18 protein-coding genes are annotated in these 22,504 nt (G+C 74.8%); 10 read left to right on the top strand and 8 right to left on the bottom strand.

The genetic code is table 11. The features are described from left to right. Positions 1-44: 44 nt before the first annotated feature. Positions 45-1,631: an MFS transporter gene (locus tag IEY37_RS06960; protein WP_188940745.1), complete on the bottom strand. Its 1,587-nt coding sequence runs from the start codon at positions 1,629-1,631 to the stop codon at positions 45-47. Between the two features lie 118 nt (positions 1,632-1,749). Beyond that, positions 1,750-2,937, bottom strand: coding sequence for a MalY/PatB family protein (locus tag IEY37_RS06955; protein WP_188940744.1), 1,188 nt, complete (start codon positions 2,935-2,937; stop codon positions 1,750-1,752). 171 nt (positions 2,938-3,108) lie between these two features. On the opposite strand from IEY37_RS06955, the gene IEY37_RS06950 reads away from it, so the two are divergent. Continuing rightward, entirely contained in the window at positions 3,109-4,920 is a 1,812-nt protein-coding gene (locus IEY37_RS06950; protein WP_188940743.1) for a penicillin-binding transpeptidase domain-containing protein, read from the top strand. A gap of 139 nt (positions 4,921-5,059) precedes the next feature. Further along, positions 5,060-5,914, top strand: coding sequence for a type I methionyl aminopeptidase (map, locus tag IEY37_RS06945; RefSeq protein ID WP_188940742.1), 855 nt, complete (start codon positions 5,060-5,062; stop codon positions 5,912-5,914). Between the two features lie 49 nt (positions 5,915-5,963). Here map and IEY37_RS06940 read toward each other — a convergent pair whose 3' ends face one another. After that, a complete protein-coding gene (locus IEY37_RS06940; RefSeq protein ID WP_188940741.1) occupies positions 5,964-6,539 on the bottom strand; it encodes a hypothetical protein in 576 nt (191 codons plus the stop codon). Positions 6,540-6,556: 17 nt separating this feature from the next. Further along, a complete protein-coding gene (locus IEY37_RS06935; RefSeq protein WP_188940740.1) occupies positions 6,557-7,978 on the bottom strand; it encodes a mycothione reductase in 1,422 nt (473 codons plus the stop codon). Positions 7,979-8,135: 157 nt separating this feature from the next. On the opposite strand from IEY37_RS06935, the gene ku reads away from it, so the two are divergent. Next, entirely contained in the window at positions 8,136-9,197 is a 1,062-nt protein-coding gene (gene ku / locus IEY37_RS06930; protein ID WP_188940739.1) for a non-homologous end joining protein Ku, read from the top strand. A gap of 215 nt (positions 9,198-9,412) precedes the next feature. Then, positions 9,413-9,625, top strand: a complete 213-nt coding sequence (locus IEY37_RS06925; protein ID WP_188940738.1) for a hypothetical protein — start codon at positions 9,413-9,415, stop codon at positions 9,623-9,625. Between the two features lie 85 nt (positions 9,626-9,710). Here the strand turns inward: IEY37_RS06925 and IEY37_RS21970 are convergent, their stop codons facing one another. After that, the gene (locus IEY37_RS21970; RefSeq protein WP_229674025.1) at positions 9,711-10,928 is read right to left on the bottom strand and encodes a serine protein kinase RIO; all 1,218 of its coding nucleotides are present in this window, start codon (positions 10,926-10,928) and stop codon (positions 9,711-9,713) included. A gap of 255 nt (positions 10,929-11,183) precedes the next feature. Continuing rightward, positions 11,184-11,918, bottom strand: a complete 735-nt coding sequence (locus tag IEY37_RS06915; protein WP_188940737.1) for a YaaA family protein — start codon at positions 11,916-11,918, stop codon at positions 11,184-11,186. A 142-nt stretch (positions 11,919-12,060) separates the two neighbouring features. Here IEY37_RS06915 and IEY37_RS06910 point away from each other — a divergent pair, with 142 nt between their 5' ends. Further along, a complete protein-coding gene (locus tag IEY37_RS06910) occupies positions 12,061-13,173 on the top strand; it encodes a GNAT family N-acetyltransferase (protein ID WP_188940736.1) in 1,113 nt (370 codons plus the stop codon). A 96-nt stretch (positions 13,174-13,269) separates the two neighbouring features. Continuing rightward, a complete protein-coding gene (locus IEY37_RS06905) occupies positions 13,270-15,063 on the top strand; it encodes a proline--tRNA ligase (protein ID WP_188940735.1) in 1,794 nt (597 codons plus the stop codon). Between the two features lie 146 nt (positions 15,064-15,209). Here the strand turns inward: IEY37_RS06905 and IEY37_RS06900 are convergent, their stop codons facing one another. Beyond that, positions 15,210-15,761: a ferritin-like domain-containing protein gene (locus IEY37_RS06900; RefSeq protein ID WP_188940734.1), complete on the bottom strand. Its 552-nt coding sequence runs from the start codon at positions 15,759-15,761 to the stop codon at positions 15,210-15,212. Beyond that, positions 15,758-16,351 (bottom strand): hypothetical protein, encoded by a 594-nt coding sequence (locus IEY37_RS06895; RefSeq protein WP_188940733.1) that lies wholly within the window; start codon positions 16,349-16,351, stop codon positions 15,758-15,760. Before IEY37_RS06895 ends, IEY37_RS06900 begins: the two co-directional genes overlap by 4 nt. Before the next feature lie 334 nt (positions 16,352-16,685). Here IEY37_RS06895 and rimP point away from each other — a divergent pair, with 334 nt between their 5' ends. The 4 genes from rimP to infB all read left to right on the top strand — a co-directional run bounded on the left by rimP (position 16,686) and on the right by infB (position 22,434). Next, complete coding sequence (rimP, locus tag IEY37_RS21740; RefSeq protein ID WP_195826209.1) at positions 16,686-17,528, top strand: ribosome maturation factor RimP; 843 nt, start codon at positions 16,686-16,688, stop codon at positions 17,526-17,528. Then, a complete protein-coding gene (nusA, locus tag IEY37_RS06885; protein ID WP_188940732.1) occupies positions 17,525-18,520 on the top strand; it encodes a transcription termination factor NusA in 996 nt (331 codons plus the stop codon). The genes rimP and nusA overlap by 4 nt, the downstream gene beginning before the upstream one ends. A gap of 420 nt (positions 18,521-18,940) precedes the next feature. Beyond that, positions 18,941-19,342 carry a YlxR family protein gene (locus tag IEY37_RS06880; RefSeq protein ID WP_188940731.1) on the top strand — a complete coding sequence of 134 codons (402 nt, stop codon included), beginning with the start codon at positions 18,941-18,943 and terminating at the stop codon, positions 19,340-19,342. Between the two features lie 65 nt (positions 19,343-19,407). Further along, positions 19,408-22,434: a translation initiation factor IF-2 gene (gene infB / locus IEY37_RS22780; RefSeq protein WP_188940730.1), complete on the top strand. Its 3,027-nt coding sequence runs from the start codon at positions 19,408-19,410 to the stop codon at positions 22,432-22,434. Positions 22,435-22,504 lie beyond the last annotated feature (70 nt).

Below are 22,504 nucleotides of genomic sequence, written 5' to 3'. Positions count from 1 at the left end.
CCCGGCCGCCGCCGCCCGGCCCGTCGACGGTCCGGGCCGTGCCGTCAGCCGCCGGCCGGGACGACCCCCGCATCGTCGGCCTGCGCCTTGCCGCCGGGATGGGCGAGCGCCGCGACCAGCGTCACCAGCAGCACCACGGCCATGCCGATCAGCACGGCCCGGGTGGCGACCGCGAAGTCCATCGGCACCGCCGCCGCGATGCGCTCCCCGATCGCCCCACCGGCGCCCCCGGACTGCGCACCGCTCTCGTTGCCGCGCGCCGCCGCCTGCGCGGCCATCGGACCGGCGACGTCCGCGGGAACGCCGGCCGCGACGAAGGTCGACGTCAGCCGCTGGGTGAAGACGTGGGTCAGCAGCGTGCCGAGCACCGCCAGACCGAGCGCGGAGCCGTAGTTCCGCACCGTCTGCGAGATGCCGGTGACCTCGCCGTACGAGGCGTTCAGAGCACGGTTCACCGCGTCCGTGCTCGACGGGCCCAGGATGAACCCGATGCCGGCGCCGGCCAGCACGATGGCCCACCACTGCGAGCCCAGCCCGAGGTCGGTGAGCCGCCACGCCCAGAGCGCGAAGCCGGCCGTGCCGAGCACGCCGCCGATGACCAGAGCCGGCTTGGCGCCGCGCTCGTCCAAGATGCGGCCGGCGATCTGCGCTGCCGGCGCGAAACCGGAGAAGAAGGTCAAGAGGTACAGCCCGGCGTTGTTCGCGCTGTAGCCCAGCGACACCTGGGAGTAGACGCTGGCGAAGAAGAACACCGGGACGAAGGCGATCATCGAGAAGAACAGCACCACGTTGTCCACCAGGAAGGCCCGGCCGCGGAAGATGCGGACCTGGATCAGCGGGTGCGCGGTGCGCAGCTCGAACAGCACGAACGCCACCAGCAGCACCAGGCCGCCGGCGATGCACGCCCACGTGCGCGCATCGGCCCAGCCCCAGGACGCCGCCTGCTGCAGGCCCAGCACGCTCAGGCCCATGCCGAGCGCCACCAGGACGGCTCCGGGCACGTCGATCCGCTCCCGGCGGCCGAGGTTGTTCAACCGGCTCATCAGGGCCAGCACCACCGCCACCAATGCGACCGGGATGTTGATCCAGAAGATGGCCCGCCACGTCCACTGGGTGAGGAAGCCGCCGGCGATCGGCCCGATCGCGGTCAGCCCGCCGCTCACCCCGAAGAAGATGGCCAGCGCCTTGCCGCGCTCGGCGAGCGGGAAGGCGGCCACGACCACGGCCAGCGCGGCCGGGATCATCGCGGCCGCCGAGAAACCCTGCAACGCCCGGAAGACGATCATCCAGGTGGTGGCCGCGGACCCGGTCGGCGTGGCCCCGCACAGCGCGGACGACGCGGCGAAACCGACGATGCCCAGCAGCACCATGCGCTTGGAGCCCACCACGTCGGCCAATCGGCCGCCGAGCGCGAAGCCGGCGGCGAGGGCGACCAGGTAGGCGTTGACCACCCACTGCGACCCGGTGCGGGTGAGCGAGAGCTCCTGCGCGATGTCCGGGGTGGCGATCGCCACGATCGTCTGGTCGATGAAGGTCATCGCCACGGCGAACAGCATCGCGGTCAGCGCCAGCCACTTGGAGCGGGCGATCGCGGGCGCCGCCGCTCGTCCGGCGCTGCTGGTCACGGTCATCGGCACTCCTGTCGGGACGGTGTCGCGCAGAGGGTGCCACACGTCCCCGACAGTCCGTGGCACCTCCGGGACGGCCCACTCCGACGGTGGCACCGCCGGCCACGCCGGCCGCCGTCCGTCACCCTGCGTGGTCGACGCCGACCGGTGGGGTCAGGGACCGCCCGGCGACTGCGGCAGCCATCCGACGCACCGCCTCGGTCAGCAGGTCCGGTGGGCAGCCGACGTTGATCCGCGCCCAGCCGGCGCCCTGCGCGCCGAAGTCCGGCCCGTGGTGCAGCGCCACCCCGGCCCGGTCCAGGAAGACCTGCGCCGGGTCGTCGCCCAGCCCCAGGGCCCGGCAGTCCAACCAGGCCAGATAGCCCGCCGCCGGTCGGGGCGAGCGGACGCCGGGCAGGTGGCGGAGCAGCAGCTCGCCGAGCAGGTCGGCGTTGCGCACCAGGCCGGCCACCACCTCGTCCAGCCAGGCCTCGCCCTCGTCGAACGCCGCGCGGGCCGCCAGCTGCCCGAACTGGCCGACGGCCCAGCCCAGCTCCGGCGGCAGTGCCTCGAGCACGTCGCGCCGGCCGGACCCGGCGGTGACCAGCGCGCACTTGAGACCGGCCAGGTTCCACGCCTTGGACGCGCTGCCGAAGGCCACGCCGGTGCGCTCGGCCGCGGCGCCGAGCGTCAGGAACGGCCGGAAACCCGAGCCCGGGTGCGCCAGCGGGGCGTGGATCTCGTCGGACAGCACCGTGGCGCCGAACCGGTCCGCCAGCGCCGCCAGCTCCACCAGGTCGGCCGCCGGGTGGACGGCCCCCGTCGGGTTGTGCGGGTGGCACAGCAGCACGACGCGGGTGCCGGCCGCCAGGGCGCGCTCGACACCGGCGAGATCAATCCGCCCGCCACCGTCCACGCCGGTCAGCGGCACCTCGACCGGGGTCGCGCCGACCGTGCGCACCCAGGCGAAGAACGGCGGGTACACCGGCGGCATGACGACCACGCCGTCACCCGGGCGGGTCAGGACCCGCAGCACGGCCATCACCCCGGCCGCGACGTCGGGACAGGTCCGCACGTCCTCGGCGGACACCGGCCAGCCCCACCGCCGGTCGGCGAACGCGGCGAACGCCCGCCGTACCGGACCCGGATCGCCGGCGTAGCCGGTGTCCGACCGGTCGACGGCCTCGTGCAGCACCCGCGCCACCGGGTCGGCCAGCCGGACGTCCATCTCGGCGACGGGCAAGGGCAGGACGTCGACGCCGTAGGTCGTCCACTTGGCGCTCGTGCGCTGTCGCAGTGCGGCGAGCGGGATGTCGAAGGGGCCGGGCATGCCGCCATCGTCGCAGCCGGTGCCGGCGCCGCGGCAGGGCGGCGCGCCACACCGCACCTTGACCGCGCCGCCCCGGATACTCGGGGCGTGGGACGGCAGGAGGCGCCGCGGCGGGCACAGCGCGCACAGCGGCGCGCACGGCAGCGCGCACGGCAGCGCGCACGGTGGCTCGTGGCACTGCTCTGCCTGTGCCTGCCCGTGGCCGCCTGCACCGGGACGCTGCCCACCGCGGCCACCGCCACCTCGAGCGCCGCGGCGGCCGCACCGGACACCGAGGTGGCGCAGTTCGCCGCCGCCTGGCAGTCCGCCAAGGCCGAGCAGATCGCCGCACTGACCACGGATCCGCCCGAGGCCGCGCAGCAGATCGGTGCGGCGATCGACAACCTGCAGCCGACGTCCATCTCCGTCACCCCCGGACCGGTGTCCCGGCCGTCCGCCGACACCGCCCGCACCGAGGCGGACTTCGTCTGGACGATGCCGCGCGGGGTGACCTGGAAGTACCGGGCGACGTGGGACCTGGACCTGTCCCGGTCGGGCGCCTGGTCGGTGCACTGGGCGCCGACCGTCCTGCATCCGGACCTCGGGGCCGCGCAGACCCTGGCCCTGCACACCGAGGACGCCGGCACCGGCTCCCTTGTCGACCGCAACGACGTCCAGCTCGTCCAGCCGGTCCGGATCTGGTCGGTGGTGGCGCTGCCCGGCAAGGTCGCCGACCCGGCGGCCACCGGCGCGCAACTGGCCGCGCTGCTCGGCCGCTACGACCCGACGGTCACCCAGGCGTCCGTCGTGGCCGGCCTCAAGAAGGCGGACGCCGCCACCGGGTACACGGTCACCAACCTGCGCGACGCCGACTACCAGGCCGTCCGCACCCGGCTGGCGGCCGTCAAGGGCCTGACCGTGCCGTCGCAGATCCGCCAGCTGCCCGCCACCAAGGACTTCGCGAAGGTCCTGCTGTCGGAGGTGGAGCCGGTCGCCGCGCGGATGGTGTCCGGCACCCCGGGCTGGTCCATCGTCGCGGTGGACTCCACCGGCGCGGAGCTGGAGACGCTGGCCAGCCACCAGGCGGACGCCGGCAGCAAGGTCACGCTCACCCTGGACAGCCGGGTCCAGCAGGCGGCCGAGAAGGCGCTCGCCGGCATCCCGGAGCCGGCGGTCCTGGTCGCGCTGCAGCCGTCGACCGGGGACATCCTGGCGGTGGCGCAGAACGCCGCGGCCAATGCGCAGGGCGCCATCGCGCTGACCGGCCGCTACCCGCCGGGGTCGACGTTCAAGATCGTCACCGGCTCCGCGGCCATCGACGCCGGGCTGGTCACCCCGAGCACGTCCGTCGACTGTCCCGGCGTCTGGACCGTCGACTCGCGGGACATCCACAACGAGGGCTTCGACCTCGGGACCGTCGACCTGACGACGGCCTTCGCCAAGTCGTGCAACACGACGTTCGCCCGGCTGGCCACCGAGCTGCCGGCCGACGCGCTGACCAGGGCCGCGGCCGCCTACTCGATCGGCCGCGACTTCGTCGTGCCCGGCATCACCACGCTCACCGGGTCCGTGCCGGTGGCCGACTCGGTGGTGCAGCAGGCCGAGGACGGGTTCGGGCAGGGCGTCGTCCTGGTCACGCCGTTCTCGGCGGCGCTGATGGCCGCCACCGTCGCGAACGGCTCGATGCCGACCCCGACGTTGATCCGCGGCACGAAGACCACGATCGACCAGCCGGCCCCGGCCCGCACCCCGGCGACCCGGTCGGACCTGCGCACCCTGATGCGCGCGGTCGTCACCGACGGCACCGCCACCGTGCTGCAGGACGCCGGCCAGGTGTACGCCAAGACGGGCACGGCCGACGTCGGCGGCGACCAGAAGGCCCACGCCTGGACCGTCGGCTTCCGCGGCGACCTCGCGTTCTCCGTGCTGATCGTCAACGGGGACACCTCCAAGCGCACCAACCTCGTCGCCGACGCGTTCCTCAAGGCCGTCCCGGCCTCCTGACCGCGCCGGACGACGTTCCCGGCGATTTGTCCGACGACCGGGCCCCACGACCAGGTCCGACGACAGTGTCCGACGACAGGGTCCGACGACGGGGTCCGACGACAGGAGACGTCCCGAGCGGCCGCCGTAGGCTGGCGACATGCTCCGCACCGCCCTGCGTCCCGGCGTCCAGACGCCGCGCCGGCCCGTCCCGGCCGCCATCGAGCGACCCGAGTACGTCGACCGCGACCGCCCCGCGCCCAGCACCGACCCGTGGGTGCAGACGCCGGAGACGATCGAGGCCATGCGGGTGGCGTGCCGGATCGCGGCGCAGGCGCTGGCCGTCGGCGGCGCCGCGGTCGCGCCGGGGGTGACCACCGACGCCATCGACGCCGTGGTGCACGAGTACCTGTGCGACCACGGCGCCTACCCGTCGACGCTGGGCTACCGGCACTTCCCCAAGTCGTGCTGCACCTCGCTGAACGAGGTGATCTGCCACGGCATCCCGGACTCGACGGTCATCGAGGACGGCGACATCGTGAACATCGACGTGACCGCCTACATCGGCGGCGTCCACGGCGACTGCAACGCCACCTTCCTGTCCGGCAACGTGTCGAAGGAGCACCGGCTGCTCGTCGAGCGCACGGAGGAGTCGCTGCGGCGGGCGATCAAGGCGGTCGCCCCGGGCCGGGCGCTCAACGTCGTCGGGCGGGTGATCGAGTCGTACGCCAAGCGGTTCGGCTACGGCGTCGTCCGCGACTACACCGGGCACGGCATCGGCCGGACCTTCCACTCGGGCCTGGTCGTGCTGCACTACGACGAGCCCTCGGTGCAGACCGTGATCGAGAAGGGCATGACGTTCACGATCGAGCCGATGATCACGCTCGGCGGCATCGACTGGGAGCTGTGGGGCGACGACTGGACCGTCACCACCAAGGACCGGTCCTGGACGGCGCAGTTCGAGCACACCCTGGTGGTGACCGACACCGGCGCGGAGATCCTCACCCTGCCCTGACCCGGGTCCGCGCCGGGTGCCGGAGCCCGCCGACCCCGGACAGGCCGGGCTATCCGAACAGCTCGGCCAGCACCGGTTCCAACAGGTGCCGGTAGTCCGCCGGCCGTTCCCGCAGTCCTGTGGCCACCACCCACCGATCGGTGTCCGCGCGGACCAGCAGCGGTCCCGCCACCGGCACCGTCTGCACGGTCAGCGTCCGCGGCGCGGGCGCGCGGCCGGTGGCGGACGCCCACCGCTGCAGCAGGTCCTGCTCGACGCCGGCCGCAGGGTCCGACCGCGCCGCCCGCCGCGCGTCCAGCCACCCCCGGACGTCGGCGGCGAGCAGCTCCCAGAGCGTGGCGAGGCCGGCGGCGGCCGCCAGGTCGCGGTCCCGCGGCGCGCCGACGTCCGGCCGGTGCGCCACCGCCGCCTGCCACCACCCCGGCCATCGGGCCGCGGCGTCCTCGGGTGCGCCGGCCGGGACCGGGCGGTGCTCGACGGCCGGCACCAGCGGCCCCGGCTGCGCCGGGCCGGCGGGCACGGCGAGTCCGAGGAGGTCCCGGACGTACAGCGGTGCCAGCAGCCAGGCCGGGTCGCGCAGCACCTGGACCCGGGGCCGGTCGAACACCTCGCTGCGCCAGGACACGGCGGTCCGCCGGCAGGTCAGGCGGTGGCCGCGGCCGGACCCGTCGGTGCCGGCAGGCCCAGCAGCGCGTTCTCCACGAGCTCGGGCAGCGCCGGGTGGATCCAGTACTGGCCCCGGGCGATCTCGTGCGCCGTCTGCCCGAAGTGCATGCCCTGGATCAAGGGCTGGATGACCGTGGCGGCTTCCGGCCCGATGACGTGGGCGCCCAGCAGGTGGCCGGTCGCCGGGTCGGCCAGCACCTTGAGGAAGTTGTGCGTGTCCTCGCGGGCCCAGCCGGCCGCGATGTCGGCGTACCACTGCTTCTTGGCGACGTAGGGGATGCCGCGGGCGACGAGCTCGCGCTCCGTCCACCCGACGGAGGCGATCTGCGGGTCGGTGAAGACCGCCGCGGGCACGAACCGATGGTCCGCGGCCACCGGCGCCTCGGGGTGCGCGAGGTTGTGCTTGACCACTCGGGCCTCGTGGTTCGCGACGTGCTTGAGCGCCCACGGCGAGCAGACGTCGCCCAGTGCCCAGATGCCGTCCACCGTCGTGCGCTGGTGAGCGTCCACCACCACCCGACCGCTCTCGTCCAGGTCGACGCCGGTCCGGTCGACGGCCAGCCGGTCGCCGTTGGGCACCCGCCCGGTCGCCACCAGCAGCAGCTCGGCCTCCACGGTGACCGGGCCGTCCTCGGTATCGACGACCAGCGAGACGCCGCCTTCGCCGAGCGCCTTGACCGAGCTGGGGTTGGCGCCGGCCAGCACCCGGTAGCGCGCCGAGGCCGCCGCGGTGAAGGCCGCCGAGACGTCCTCGTCGTGGCTGCGCAGCAGCTGCGGCGACCGGGTGATCTGGGTGACCTCGGTGCCGAACGACGAGAACACGTGACCGAACTCGGCCGCGATGTAGCCGCCGCCGATGATCACCACGCTGCGCGGCAGGTCGTCGATCCGCATGACGGTGTCGGAGGTGTGGAACGGCGCCGACCCGTCCGAGAGCCCGGGGATGTCCGGGATCACCGCGCGGGAGCCGGCGGCGATCACCCAGCGGTCCGCGGTGATCTCGGCGGTGCTGCCGTCGTGCAGGTCGACACGCAGCCGCTTGTGTCCGGTGAAGGTGCCCCGGCCGGCGAACACCGTCACGTTCGGGCACTCGTCCCCGGCCCGGTACGCCCGACCGCCCGTCTCGATGGCGTCGATCCGGCCGAAGATCCGGTCGCGCATACCCGGCCAGTCGACGGCCTCCAGCCGCTGGGTGACCCCCAGGCGCGCGGAGTGCCGGCCGGCGTCGGCCAGCTCGGCCGGGTGCACGTACATCTTCGTCGGGATGCAGCCGACGTTCAGGCAGGTGCCGCCGAACTTGCCGTCCTCGACGACCGCGATGGACCAGTCGTCGAACTCCGGTCCGATCACGGAGTTGCCCGAGCCGGTACCGATGATCACCAGGTCGAAGTGCGTCACCGGGCCAGGCTAATCCGCCACGGCGGGACGCCGGAGTCGCGCGGCGGGACGCCGGAGTCGCACCGCGGGACGCCGGCCGAGTCCGGGGACGCGGCGGATCCGCGTCTCCCCGGCCCGGCGGGGTGCCTTCCCCGGCCGGAGCAGCCATGATGACCCCATGCGGTCGATCTGGAAGGGCTCGCTGGTCTTCGGGCTGGTCAACGTGCCGGTCGCGGTGTACGCCGCCACCGAGGACAAGGACATCCGCTTCCACCAGGTGCACGGTGCCGACGGCGGCCGGATCCGGTACCAGCGGGTGTGCGAGGTGTGCGGCAAGCAGGTCCAGTTCGGCGACATCGTCAAAGCCATCGACAGCGACGACGGACGCACCGCGATCATCACCGACGAGGACCTGGCGACGTTGCCGTCCAACTCCGGGCGCGAGATCGACCTGCTCTCGTTCGTACCGGCCGAGCAGATCGACCCGGTGCTGTACGAGTCCAGCTACGTGCTGGAGCCCACCAGCAAGTCGCCGAAGGCGTACGTCCTGCTGCGGGAGACCCTCGCGGACTCCGACCGGGTGGCGATCGTGCACTTCGCATTGCGGAACAAGACGCGGCTGGCCGCGCTCCGGGTGCACGGCGACAACCTGCTCATCCAGACCTTGCGCTGGCCCGACGAGGTCCGCGAGATCGAGTTCGACCAGCTCTCCGGCGCCGTCGAGGTGTCCGCCGCGGAGAAGCAGATGGCGGCGCTGCTGGTGGACTCGTACGCCGACGACTTCCATCCCGAGCAGCACGAGGACACCTACCGGGTCGAGCTGCAGCAGCTCATCGATGCCAAGTTCGAGGGCGAGGAGGCCTTCCCCGAGGCTCCCGCCGAGGAGGGCGAGGACGCCGAGGTGCTGGATCTGCTGGCCGCCCTGCAGCGCAGCGTGCAGCGTCGCGATACCCAGGCGGCCGGCGAGGAGGCCACCGGAACCGCCGGGACGGCACCCGCCGGCCGGTCGCGCCGCGCTGCCGCCCCGGACGGCGGTGTCGGTGGTGACGGCGGTGACGGCGGCGCGTCGTCCAGCCGCACCGCCCCGACCCGGCGCCGGACGCGGACCGACGCCGACGCCTCGGCCGAGCCGGCGCCGGCCCGCAAGCGGGCGGCCAAGGCCGCCGGCGGTGAGCAGGACGGCGAGGCGGCCGCACCGGCGCCGGCCAAGAAGCCGGCGCGACGCACCCGGTCCGCCTGAGCCCGGCCCGGTACCGCCGCGGGCGGGGGGCCGCCACCCGGTCCGATCGCACTGGCGTGTCGGTCCGCGCCGCCGGACGTCCGGGCTCGCACACTGACGGGTGCGGTCGCGCTGCGGCGAGGGGACGCCGGCCGCGGACGACGTGGTGGCCGGCCGCTTCGGGCGCCATGGGGCACGCGCACTCCGGATGCGTGCCGACGAGCAGGGAGGTACCGATGGCCGTGGCCGTCGCCGTCCGGGTGCCGAGCGCAGCCGGATCCGAGGACACCGCGCTGGATCTGGTGTCCTGCGACCGGACCGGGTGCGGGCAGGTGTTCCGAGCGACCGAGGGTTGGCTCGGGAGTTGCCCGTCCTGCGGAGCGCTCACCGACGAGCACGATGCCGGGCTGCACCGCCGTCCGGTCGCGGACTGCCCGCTCTGCCGGTGACGGCGCTCGGCTGAGCCCTTGGGGTACGGCTCCCGCCGGCGAGCGGGCCGGGCGGAGTGCCCGCCCGGCGCCGACTGCCGGACGGTCAAGCCAGGCGGGCGATGCCGGTCAGGTGCAGTGCCAGCAGCTCCCCGTCGGCGCCGTCGACGCCGCGCCGGCGGAAGAAGTCGGCGATGATGCCGCAGTCGCGCTCGAGGAAGGCCTCGCCCTGCGGGTTGGCGACCACGTCCACCGCCTGCGGCAGGTCGATCAGCACGCAGCGCCCCCGGTGCACCAGGACGTTGTACGGCGACAGGTCGCCGTGCGCGAGACCCTCCTGGGCCAGCAGCTCCAACGAGTGGGTCAGGTGCGCCCACAAGTCCCGGAACTCCGCGGTCGAGCCGTCGTGGGCGGCGAGCCGTGCCGCTGCGGTGCCGTCCGGATCACCGATGAACTCCATGACCAGCTCCGAGCCGATGATCTGCACGGGGTACGGCACGCTGGCCCCGGCCAGCCACAGCCGCCCCAGGGTGGCGAACTCGGCGGCCGCCCACTTGCCGGCCAGCAGCTCCCGGCCGAAGCGGGTGCGGGCCGCCATGGCCCGGCCCTCCCGCGAGCGACGCACCCGCCGTCCCTCCTGGTACGACGAGTCCCGGTGGAACATCCGGTGGTCCGCGGTGCGGTAGGTCTTGACGGCGAGCAGGCAGCTCGGTCCGCCGGGGACCGACCGGTCGAGCAGCGAGACGTCCGCCTCCTTGCCGGTCTTGAGCACGCCCAGCCGGGTGTCCCGGGCGGACAGGGCGGTGACCAGCCAGTCCGGGGTCGGTTCGGGGCCGCGGGTGGCCACGTCGTAGGAACTGAACGGGGACCCGCCGGGCGGGTCGGTGTCCATGCCGCCGACCAGCGACAGGGCGGGGCCGGGGGTGTCGTCGTGGTCGGCGTCGCCCTGGCCGTCGGGTCCGGTGTCGACGTCGACCCGCCGCCGGCCGGAACGGCCCTCGGAGATCAGTCCCGGCAGGACGCCGGGCGTGCGGGCCCGGCGGGCGCCGCGTCGTCGCGGTCGCTCCCAGTCCCGGTCGGCCCAGTCGTCGTCCAGGTCGGCCCAGTCGTCGTCGAGGTCCTCGTCGTTGAGGTCGTGGTCGTCGTCGGGGCCGTCGTGATCGTGGTCGTCGCCGGCTGACGCCGCGTCGGTGCCTTCGTCAGCGGGCAGCTGGCCGTCGGGGACGCCGTCATGGTGGTGGTCGTGGTCGCGGGCGTCGACCGCGGAGTCGGGGAGGGCGCGGAGGGGGCGGTACTGCGAAGAGGTGGTGCGGGTGCGGGACACGCGGGCTCCTGGGGAGACAGCGCCGGGTCCGTCGCGGGGAAGCCACCTCGCCGGTGCGGCGGGGAGCTTCAGCCCGTGCGGGACGTGCGCGGCGCAGGTGCTGGGGGGACGGGGCTGACCGCTCGGACAGTCATCGGAACCTCCCCTCGCCGTGGTGCGCCCGCTGCGCACCGAGGTGCCCGATGCTCCCGGGCGGGCGGCGGCGCGGCAACCGAATTACCGCCCGGCGGCCCCACCTGCGGCGTCCGGCAGGGATCAGGCGTGCACCTCGATGACGTCCCCGGTGTGGTTCGCCGTCCAGCCCGCGCGGCGGAGCAGTCGCACCAGGTCGGCGGCGTCCTCGACCCGGGCCCGGGTGGTCGCCAGCAGCCGCGCCAGGGCGCCTTTGGCCGCCTTGTTGTCGTGTCCGATGGCCGTGACGAGGCCGCCCGGTCCCTGCCGCACCATGCGGACGGTCACGGTGCCCGGCGGGCTGCCGAAGCCCGCGTACGCCGCAGAGCGCAGGTCCACCAGCAGCCCCGGGAGAGCTGCCAGCGCACCGGCCACCCAGGGCCGCCAGGCGGCCGCGATGCCGCCGACGCCGGGCAGCGTGGCGCCGGCGGACAGCCGGTAGGCCGGCACCTCGCTGTCCGCGGCCACCACTCCGAACAGCGCCGACGCGATGAGCAGCCGGCCGTCGGCCCTGGCCCGCTCGGCGGGGGACAGCGCCGGTGCCGACAGCGCCCGGTACAGCACGCCGTCGTAGCGGTCCAGGGCGGCCAGGGTCGGCGCCGTGCGGACGGCGGTGTTCGCCGCCACCTCGTCGAGCACGGTCGGCGGGACCCGCAGCACCGGCCGCGCCGCCTCGGGATCCGCGGACACCAGGGCGAGCGCGTCCACGATCCGCTCGCGGACCGCGGTGAGGTCGGGAAAGGGCAGGGCGTCCAGGCGCAGCGGCGGTCCGCTGCCGCCCGCCCGTTTGCCCTCCGAGGGCGGCAGCAGCACGTGCACGCCCGGCACGGTAACCGGGTCCCCGGTCGGTCCCGGCGACGGTGCGGCGCCGAGCCGTTCCCAGCCGGTGCAAGGCTCCCGTAACAGCGCCGCGCACCCATATCGGTGGCGTCGCGGCGCGGGCCGCCCGTACGGTGCCGGGGTGAGCTGGTCCACCCGTGCCCTGACCCTCGACGACGTCCCGCGGATCACCGCCATCCTCGGCGAGGCGGAGGCCCGCGAGCCGGCGGAACAGCACTTCGACGAGGACGAGCTCCGCGAGATGCTCACCGGCCCGGGGTTCGACCTGGAGCGGGGCTCGCTGGGTGTGCTGGCGGACGACGGCGAGCTGGTCGCCTTCGGGGCGCTGGGCGTGCGCACACCGGCCGACGTCTGGGGGTGCGCGCTGTACGGCGGCGTCGCCACGGCCGCCGTCGGGCGGGGCATCGGCACCCTGCTGGTCGACGAACTGACCCGGCGCGCGGTCGGACTGCGCGACGCGCACGACCCGTCGCTGCCCGGCGAGGTGGCGCTGTGGATCCCGGAGGGCCGTCGAGGATTCGACGCGCTGGCGCAGGACACCGGCTTCGAGACCTGGCGCTGGTTCTTCGACATGCGGTGCCAGCTGCAGGGCGACGCCCCGCCCTGGGCCGGTGCCGACCGCGACCCCGACGGGGTGCAGATCCGGACGTGGCGGCCGGAGGACGACGAGGACGTGCGCTCGGCGTCCAACGAGTCCTTCGCCGACCACTGGCACTCGGTGCCCATGGACCGCGCCCGGTGGCGGGCGGAGTTCGCCGAGTCGTCGCTGTTCCGCCCGCAGTACTCGCACGTCGCCGTCCTGGACGGCGACGTGGTGGCGTTCGTGCTGGTCGAGGAGTTCCCGGGAGAGACCGCGGTCAACGGCTTCCGCACGGGCTACGTGGCCCGGGTCGGCACCCGCCGCGCCGCGCGGGGCCGGGGCGTCGCGTCGGCGACGCTCGCGCGCACCTTGACCGTGCTGCTCGCCGCGGGCCACGAGCGGGCGGAGCTGACCGTCGACGCCGAGTCGCCCACCGGCGCCGGGCGGTTGTACGAGCGGCTCGGCTTCGTCCAGGTGCGGCGCAACCGGATGGCCGGGCGCAGGTTCCCGGCCGCGGACACCCCGTCGGGGACCGCCGCGGACGCCTCGTCGAGCACGGCGGTCCGCGCAGCGGCGTCGGACGCTGCGGTGTCCGGGGACGCGGGCATCGACACCGCCGGGCGACCGCTCGGGGACGGCGTGGCCGCCCGTTAGGCTGGCCCCCGCCGTCCGCCCAGGTCCGGACGTGCCGACCGGTCCGGCGACACCGCACGGTGCGCCGGCCGATCCCGACCAGCCCAGGAGTACCCCGTGATCACCCGCATGTCCCGGCTGTTCCTGCGCACCCTGCGGGAGGTGCCCGCGGACGCCGACGTCGCCAGCCACCAGCTGCTCGTCCGCGCCGGGTACGTCCGCCGGGCTGCGCCGGGCATCTACTCGTGGCTGCCGCTGGGCTACCTGGTGCTGCGCCGGATCGAGACCATCGTCCGCGAGGAGATGGACGCCATGGGCTCGCAGGAGGTGCACTTCCCGGCGCTGCTGCCCCGGGAGCCGTACGAGGCCAGCGGCCGGTGGACCGAGTACGGCGAGAACCTCTTCCGCCTGAAGGACCGCAAGAACGCCGACTACCTGCTCGGACCCACGCACGAGGAGATGTTCACGCTGCTGGTCAAGGACGTCGTGTCGTCCTACAAGGGCCTGCCGCTGGCGCTGTACCAGATCCAGACCAAGTACCGGGACGAGGCGCGGCCCCGCGCCGGGATCCTCCGTGGGCGCGAGTTCGTCATGAAGGACTCGTACTCCTTCGACGTCGACGACGACGGCCTGCGCCGTTCCTACCAGGCGCACCGGGACGCCTACATCCGCATCTTCGACCGGCTCGGCTTCCGGTACGTCATCGTCGCGGCCCAGTCCGGCGCGATGGGCGGCAGCGCGTCGGAGGAGTTCCTGGCCGACTCGCCGATCGGCGAGGACACCTACGTCCGGTCGCCCGGCGGCTACGCCGCCAACGTCGAGGCGGTCACCACCCCGGTGCCGCCGGCCGTCGACGCGTCCGGGACGCCGGCCGCGCACGTCGAGGACACCCCCGACACGCCCACCATCGACACGCTCGTGGCCGTAGCCAACGACCGGTTCCCGCGCGCCGACCGCCCGTGGACCGGCGCGGACACGCTCAAGAACGTGCTGGTGGTGCTGCGACACCCGGACGGCCGGCGCGAGCCCGTGGCCGTCGGCCTGCCCGGGGACCGCGAGGTCGACACCAAGCGGCTCGAGGCCGCCGTCTCCCCGGCCGAGGTGGAGGCGTTCACCGAGGACGACTTCGCCAGGAATCCCGCGCTGGTCAAGGGCTACATCGGGCCCGGGTCGCTCGGGCTCGGGCGGGCCAGCGGCATCCGGTACCTGCTCGACCCCCGGGTCGTCCCCGGGACGGCGTGGATCACCGGTGCGGACGCGCCTGGGCGGCACGTCTTCGACCTGGTCGCCGGCCGCGACTTCACCGCCGACGGCACGGTCGAGGCGGCGGAGGTCCGGGAGGGAGATCCCGCTCCGGACGGGTCCGGGCCGCTGTCCCTGGCCCGCGGCATCGAGATGGGACACATCTTCCAGCTGGGGCGCAAGTACGCCGAGGCGCTGGACCTCAAGGTGCTCGACGCCGAGGGCAAGCTCGTCACCGTCACCATGGGCTCCTACGGGATCGGCGTCTCCCGCGCCGTCGCCGCCATCGCCGAGTACTCCCACGACGACCGCGGGCTGATCTGGCCCCGGGAGGTCGCGCCGTTCGACGTCCATCTCGTCGTCGCCGGCAAGGCGCCGGAGATCGCGGCCGCCGCCGAGGACCTGGCCGCCGCGCTGGGCGTGGCGGGTCTACGGGTGCTGCTCGACGACCGGCCGGCCTCGCCCGGCGTGAAGTTCGCCGACGCCGAGCTGCTGGGCATGCCCACGATCGTCGTGGTCGGCCGCGGCGTCGCCGACGGCGTCGTCGAGATCCGCGACCGGGCGACCGGGGAGCGGGTCGACGTGTCGCTGGCCGAGGCCGCCAGTTCGGTGGTTGCGGCGACGCGAGGGCTGCCCGTCCCGGCCGCGCAGGACGCCGCCGAGGTCTGAGCCGTCCGGTGGACGGGTGCAGCCGCGGCCCGCGATGTCGGTCGTCGGGGGCTGCCGGGGTCACTCGGCACTGCCGGCGTGCTGCCGCGCGCCGTGCTGCCGGCGCCGCGGCCTCACCCGGCGTCGGCGCCGGTCGGCCCCAGCGGTCAGCTCTGGCCGGGGAACGGCACCGTGCTCGGGGAGATCTTGCCCGCCAGCTTGATCTGGGTGAGCCAGACCGCGGAGTCGGACAGGCCCGCGAGCGCGGTCGTCCGCAGCCCGGTGTCGTCGGTGCTGCCCAGGACGGTCCGCCAGGCCGCGGCGCAGCCGTTCTCCAGCGTCGCGGCCAGCGCCCGGGCCGAGGCGGGCGTGGACAGCGCCGGCACGTCGTAGGCGGCCGCGGGCGGGGTCGCCTTGCCGCGGCCCGCGGTGATCAATGCCGCCGTCGCGTCGCGCCGGGCCAGGTGCCCGGCCTCGATGCCAGAGATCAGGTCCAGATCGTCCGGCAGGTAGGCGGCGATGAGTCCGTAGCACCACACCGCCGCCTGCTCGCAGGACAGGGCGACGCCCAGGGCCTTGAGCAGCGCCGGGTTGAGCGGCTTGCCCGCGGCCGGCGTGGTGGCCGGCGCCGACCCGGCGGACGGCGCGGCGGTGGACGGCGGTGCGGAGGTACCCGGCTCATCCGGGGTCGGCGTGGCGGAGCCCTGCGGGGAACTCATGCGAGCACCACCCGGTGGCTGGCCAGGCAGGCGGCGATCGAACCGAAGAGGGCGGCCCGGTAGCGGCCGGCACCGGCGACGGCGTCGGTCATGCCCTGCAGTGCCGCCAGCACGTCGGCCCGGACCGCGCCGAGGACGGCCTTGCCGTCCCCGGGCAGCTGCACGGTGCCGGTGACCGGCGCGGTGGTGGGGGCGCCGCGCCCGGCGCTGCGGGCCTGCTCGGTGAGCAGCGCGTCCAGGTGAGCCTGTCGGTCCCGGCGCACCATCTGCAGGGTCTGCGCCTGCGCCTTGTTGACCCGGTTGCCGGTCAGCGCGGCGTTCAGCCGCAGCACGTGCAGCCGGGTGACGGCGATGAGACCGGCGATCGGGTCGGGTGCGGGCGGTGCCGTCGACGTCACCGTGACGGTCCGGCCACCTCCGCCGGTCTGGAACGGGTTGCACCCGGCCGCGGCCAGCAGGGCCGCCGAGCCGACGCCGGCGAGCAGCGCCCGGCGGCCGACCGTCCCGCCAGGGCCCCGCGGGACGCCGGCCGGCCCGTCCGGGCCCGGCGGGCCGGAAGGGTCGGCGGGGACCTGGTCCGGGACGTGCACCCGCCCATCATGGCAGTGACCGGGCCGCTGACCGGACATCCCGCGTCCCGGCGGGGTCGGCGGCGCTCCGGCCCGCGGTGCCGGTGCGTAGGATCGGACGCCGACCCGGACGGGCCTCCGGCATGCAGGTCGGGTCCGGCACCCCGGAGAGCCCCGCGGCCGGCGCGCACCGTCCTGCCGGAGGAGCGCCGGCGCCCTCCGCGGCCGCCCGGGAGTCGGCCGCATGCCGGGACGCCGTCCGAGCGCCCGGGGCGGTCGGCGACGTCGACGGCCTGCCCGCGCCGACGCCGGGACCGCACGGGCACCCACGAACGACAACAGAGAGGCGCCGACCATGACGTCCGGCCCGGCCTCCCGGCCGTCACCGTCGAGCAGTCCCGACGCACTCCGCGACCAGGTCCGCCGGGTCGTCGAGGACGCCGGGTTCGACCTCGAAGACCTGTCCGTGCAGCTGGTCGGCCGGCGCCGCCAGGTGCGGGTGGTCGTCGACCGCGACGGCGGGGTCGAGCTCGACCGCGCGGCCGAACTCAGCCGCGCGCTGTCCGACCGGCTCGACTCCTGGGACGCCGAGTCCGGGGCGACCGGCGACGCGCCGTACACCCTCGAGGTCACCAGCCCGGGCGTCGGCCGGCCCCTGACCCTGCCGCGCCACTTCCGCCGCGCGGCCGGCCGGCCGGTGCGTATCACCCTGGCGGACGGCGGCACCCTCGCCGCCCGGGTGCACAGCGCCGACGACACGGCGGTGCACCTGCTCACCGGCCGCAGCGGGCTCGAGCCGGTGCACCTGGCCTTCCCGGCCATCCGCTCCGCCCGCGTCGAGGTCGAGTTCAACGCGCCGTCGGCCGCGGTGCGGGCGGCCCTGGCCGCGCCGCACGGCTCGGCGGCGGCCGGGGACGTCCCGGACGGCGACCTGGACGGCGACGGGCTCGAGGACGACGACCTGGGTGACCTCGAGGACGACGAGGACGACGGGGACGACGACCTGGACGACCTGGATGGCGACGACGACCTGGACGAAGACCTGGACGACGACCTGGGCGACGGGGACGACGGGGACGACGACCAGCTGGACGGCGACCTCGACGCGGAGTCGACCGACACCGGGCTCGACCAGGGCAGCGGCGGGTCCGCTCCGGGCGACGCTCGGCACGACGGCAGTGAGGGAGTGGAACGGTGAACGTGGACATCGTCGCGCTGCGCGCGGTCGAGCGGGACAAGGGGATCAGCTTCGACTCGCTGATCGAGGCGCTGGAGACGGCGATGTTGACCGCCTACCGGCACACCGACGGGTTCGCCCCGCACGCCCGGGTGGAGATCGACCGGCGGACCGGCGAGATCCGGGTGATGGCCGCCGAGCTCGGTGAGGACGGCGGCGTCGTGCGCGAGTGGGACGACACCCCGCACGACTTCGGCCGCATCGCCGCCACCACGGCGCGGCAGGTCATCCTGCAGCGGCTGCGGGACGTCGAGAACGAGCGGACGTTCGGCGACTTCGCCGGCCGCGAGCACGACCTGATCACCGGGACGGTGACCGCCGACGCCAAGCTGAACGCCCGGGGCGTCGTCGTGGTCAGCCTCGGCGAGGTCGAGGGCATCATCCCGGCCGCGGAGCAGGTGCCCGGGGAGCGGTACGTGCACGGCCAGCGGCTGCGCTGCTTCGTCGTGTCGGTCACCCGGGGCCTGCGCGGCGCGCAGATCACGCTCTCCCGCACCCACCCCAACCTGGTTCGCAAGCTCTTCGCCCTGGAGGTCCCGGAGATCGCCGACGGCAGCGTCGAGATCACCGCGGTGGCTCGCGAGGCCGGGCACCGGTCGAAGATCGCCGTCCGGCCCACGGTGCCGGGGGTGAACGCCAAGGGCGCGTGCATCGGCCCGATGGGTCAGCGGGTCCGTGCGGTGATGAGCGAGCTGAACGGCGAGAAGATCGACATCATCGACCACGACGACGACCCGGCGACGTTCGTCGGGAACGCCCTGTCGCCGGCCAGAGCGCTGTCCGTGACGGTCGTCGACCGGGCCGCCAAGGCGGCGCGGGTGGTGGTGCCCGACTTCCAGCTGTCGCTGGCGATCGGCAAGGAGGGGCAGAACGCCCGGCTGGCCGCCCGGCTGACCGGGTGGCGGATCGACATCCGCAGCGACACCGCCCCGGACCCGGCGCGGACCGGCTGAGCCACGGTGACGGGACCCGGACCACCTGGCGCACCCGGCGGGCCGACGGCGGCCGCCGCGCGCGGCCGGTCCGGGTGGGGCCATGGCCGGCGGCGCCCGTGGTCACCGTCAGCACCGTCAGCACCGTCAGCACCGTCAGCACCGTCAGCACCGTCCGCACCGTCAGCACCGCCAGCACCGTCCGCACCGTCAGCACCGTCCGCACCGTCAGCACCACCGGCCGGTCACCACTGCCACCCCGGCGACGACCACGGTCGGCCCGAATGCCGCCGCCGCCCGATCCGGCACCGGTCCGGCACCGGTCCGCCGACCGACCGGCCGCGTGCGACGCGTCGCGGGTGCGGCACCCGGCGCCCCAGGCGGTAGACTGGGAGGTCGAGACCAAGCCCGCGTCCGCGGCCAGCACCGGAAGTCCCCCCCATGCCAGATCCCGGGTCACCGCCCGGGTCCGATCCCGGCGCCGGGGGGCCCGTCCGGACCTGCGTCGGCTGCCGGAGGCGGGCGGCGGTCTCGGAACTGCTCCGCGTCGTCGGGGTGGCCGGGGAACTCGTGCCCGACCACCGTCGCCGGCTGCCGGGCCGGGGTGCATGGCTCCATCCCGACCGGCGGTGCCTGGACGAGGCGGAGCGTCGTCGGGCGTTCGGCCGGGCTCTGCGCCAGCCGGGACTCCTCGACACGAGCAGGGTCCGCGCCCTGGTCGACCCGGTCCCCGGACCGGGCGCCGGGGACGCGGGCAGGGGACCGAGCCGCAGCACCGCGGCGGAGCCCCGCACCACAGAGAGCAGGTCGACCAGTCGTGAGCACCCCGTGAACCAGCCATGAGCGTGGACCACAACTAAGACGAGGTCGAGCGGCCCAGCCCGCCCGGCCTCACCGTGAGGAGAGCAGTGGCAGGCAAGGCCCGAGTACATGAGCTCGCCAAGGAGCTCGGCAAGACCAGCAAGGAGATCATGGCGAAGCTCACCGACCTGGGTGAGTTCGTCAAGTCGCCGTCCTCGACCATCGAGGCCCCCGTCGTCCGCAAGCTGCGCGACGCGTTCCCGGCGACCAACGCCCCGGCCAAGAGCAGCGGCAACGCCGTCCGTCCGGGCACGCCCGGCGGCCCCCGTCCCGCTCCCGCAGCGGGCCCGTCGCCGTCCCCGGCCGTCGGCCAGCCCGGCGGCGCGCTGAACGGCACCCGCCGTCCCGGCACCGGCGCCGGCGACGGCGTCGTGACGGGTCCCTCCGGCGGTGGACTGTCCGGCACCGGCGTCGTGCCGACGCCCCCGGTGACCCGGCAGCAGCCCGCCGCAGCGGCACCCGGCCGTCCCGCCGCCCCGGCGCCCAGCCGTCCCGCGCCTGCCGCGGCCACCGGCCCGGCTTCCGCAGCGGCCCGCGCCCCGCAGGCCGCTGCTCCGGTCCGCCCGCAGGGCCAGCCGACCCGTCCGGCCCAGCCGGCCGCGTCGGCCGCTGCGCCGACCACCGCCGGCCCGGCCTTCACCGACGGCCGCCCCGGTCCCTCGCGACCGGCGCCGACCCGCCCGGCCGCCGCGGGCCCGCAGGCCCCGGCCGCGTCCGCCGCTCCCACGCCCGGCGCCCCGCCGCGCCCCCCGCGTCCGCAGGGTGGCGTGCCCGGTGCGCCGCGTCCGCCGCGGATGGGCAACAACCCCTACGGTGTCGGCCGTCCGGCCGCACCGGCGCCCCGTCCCGGTGGGACCGGCGGCGTCCCCGGCGTCCCGCGCCCCGGTGCTCCCCGTCCCGGTGGCCTGCCAGGCGGTGCGCCGCGTGCCGGTGGTCCCGGCGCTCCCGGTGGTGCCCCGCGTCCGGGCGGTCCCCGTCCGGGCGGTCCCGGGCGTCCCGGAGCTCCGATGGGAGCCCGTCCCGGTATGCCCGGCGGTCGTCCGGGTCAGCCGGGCACCGGGTACCGGCCGACCGGCGGTGCGCCGTCGGGTCCCGGCGGTGGCGGCGGTGGCCGTCCCGGCATGGGCGGTCGCGGCCGCGGTGGATCCGCTCCCGGCGCCTTCGGTCGCCAGGGTGGCCGACCGGCGGGCAAGGGCCGCAAGTCCAAGAAGCAGCGCCGCCAGGAATTCGACAACATGCAGGCCCCGACGATCGGCGGCGTGCAGCTGCCGCGCGGCAACGGGTCCGTCGTCCGGCTGGCCCGCGGGTCCTCGCTGAGCGATTTCGCGGACAAGATCGACGCCAACCCGGCGTCGATGGTCCAGGCGCTGTTCCACCTGGGCGAGATGGTCACCGCCACGCAGTCGGTCAGCGACGACATCCTGGAGCTGCTCGGCTCCGAGATGGGCTACGACGTCCAGATCGTGTCCCCGGAGGACGAGGACCGCGAGCTGCTCGACTCGTTCAACCTCTCGTTCGGCGAGAACGAGGGCGACGAGGACGATCTCGTGGTTCGCCCGCCGGTGGTCACCGTCATGGGTCACGTCGACCACGGCAAGACCAAGCTGCTGGACGCCATCCGGCAGACGAACGTCGTGGACCGCGAGGCCGGCGGGATCACCCAGCACATCGGCGCCTACCAGGTGGCGACCCACCTCGGTGACGACGAGCGGCTGATCACCTTCATCGACACCCCGGGTCACGAGGCGTTCACCGCCATGCGTGCCCGTGGTTCCGCGTCGACGGACATCGTGGTGCTGGTGGTCGCCGCCGACGACGGCGTGATGCCGCAGACGGTCGAGGCGATCAACCACGCCAAGGCCGCCGACGTGCCGATCGTGGTGGCGATTAACAAGATCGACAAGGAGGGCGCGAACCCGGACAAGATCCGGCAGCAGCTCACCGAGTACGGGCTGGTCGCCGAGGAGTACGGCGGCGACACCATGTTCGTCGAGATCTCGGCGCGCAACCGCACCAACATCGACGGGCTGCTGGAGTCGATCCTGCTGACCGCCGACGCGGCGCTGGACCTGCGGGCCAACCCGGACATGGACGCCGAGGGCGTGGCCATCGAGGCGCACCTGGACCGCGGTCGCGGCCCGGTGGCGACCGTGCTGGTCCAGCGGGGCACGCTGCGGGTGGGCGATTCGATCGTCGCCGGGAACGCCTTCGGGCGTGTCCGCGCGATGCTCGGCGACAACGGCGAGCAGGTCAGGGAAGCCCTGCCGTCCCGCCCGGTGCAGGTCCTGGGCTTCACGTCGGTGCCCGGCGCCGGTGACTCCTTCATGGTCGTGGAGGAGGACCGGGTGGCCCGGCAGCTCGCCGGTGCCCGGGCCGCCGCGGCCCGCAAGGCGCAGATCGGCAACCGCCGGCGCATCTCGCTGGAGGACCTGGGCGCCGCGCTGGCCGAGAAGAAGATCGAGCAGCTGACGCTGATCATCAAGGGCGACAACTCCGGCACGGTGGAGGCCCTCGAGGACTCGTTGCTCAAGCTCGACGTGGGCGCCGAGGTCGACCTGCGGGTCGTCCACCGCGGCGTCGGCGGCATCACCCAGGACGACATCAACCTGGCGGTCATCACCGACGCCATCGTCATCGGCTTCAACGTGAAGCCGGTGCGGGGCGTGCAGGAGATGGCGGACCGCGAGGGCGTGGACATCCGGTACTACACGGTGATCTACCAGGCCATCGACGAGGTCGAGGCCGCCCTCAAGGGCATGCTCAAGCCGGAGTTCGAAGAGGTCCGGGTGGGCAGCGCCGAGATCCGGGAGATCTTCCGCAGCTCCCGGTACGGCAACATCGCCGGCTGCATCGTCCGGTCCGGGGAGATCCGCCGGAACGCCAGGGCGCGGCTGCTGCGCAACGGCGTGGTGCTCAACGACAACCTCGCCATCGACTCGCTCAAGCGGTTCAAGGACGACGCCGTCGAGGTCCGGGAGGGCTTCGAGTGCGGTATCGGTCTGGGCAGCTGGAACAACATCGAGATCGAGGACGTCATCGAGACCTACGAGGTGCGGGAGAAGCCCCGCAGCTGATCGGGTGCGACCGGCCGGCTCGTCCACGGGACGGGCCGGCCGTGTCGTCCCGACGTAGGTCGCCGTGCGG

The organism is Nakamurella endophytica (assembly GCF_014646215.1).
In the GTDB taxonomy this organism is placed as follows: domain Bacteria; phylum Actinomycetota; class Actinomycetes; order Mycobacteriales; family Nakamurellaceae; genus Nakamurella; species Nakamurella endophytica.
Note: the sequence above shows the minus strand (reverse complement) of the source record. Positions and strands in the feature narration are given on the sequence as shown.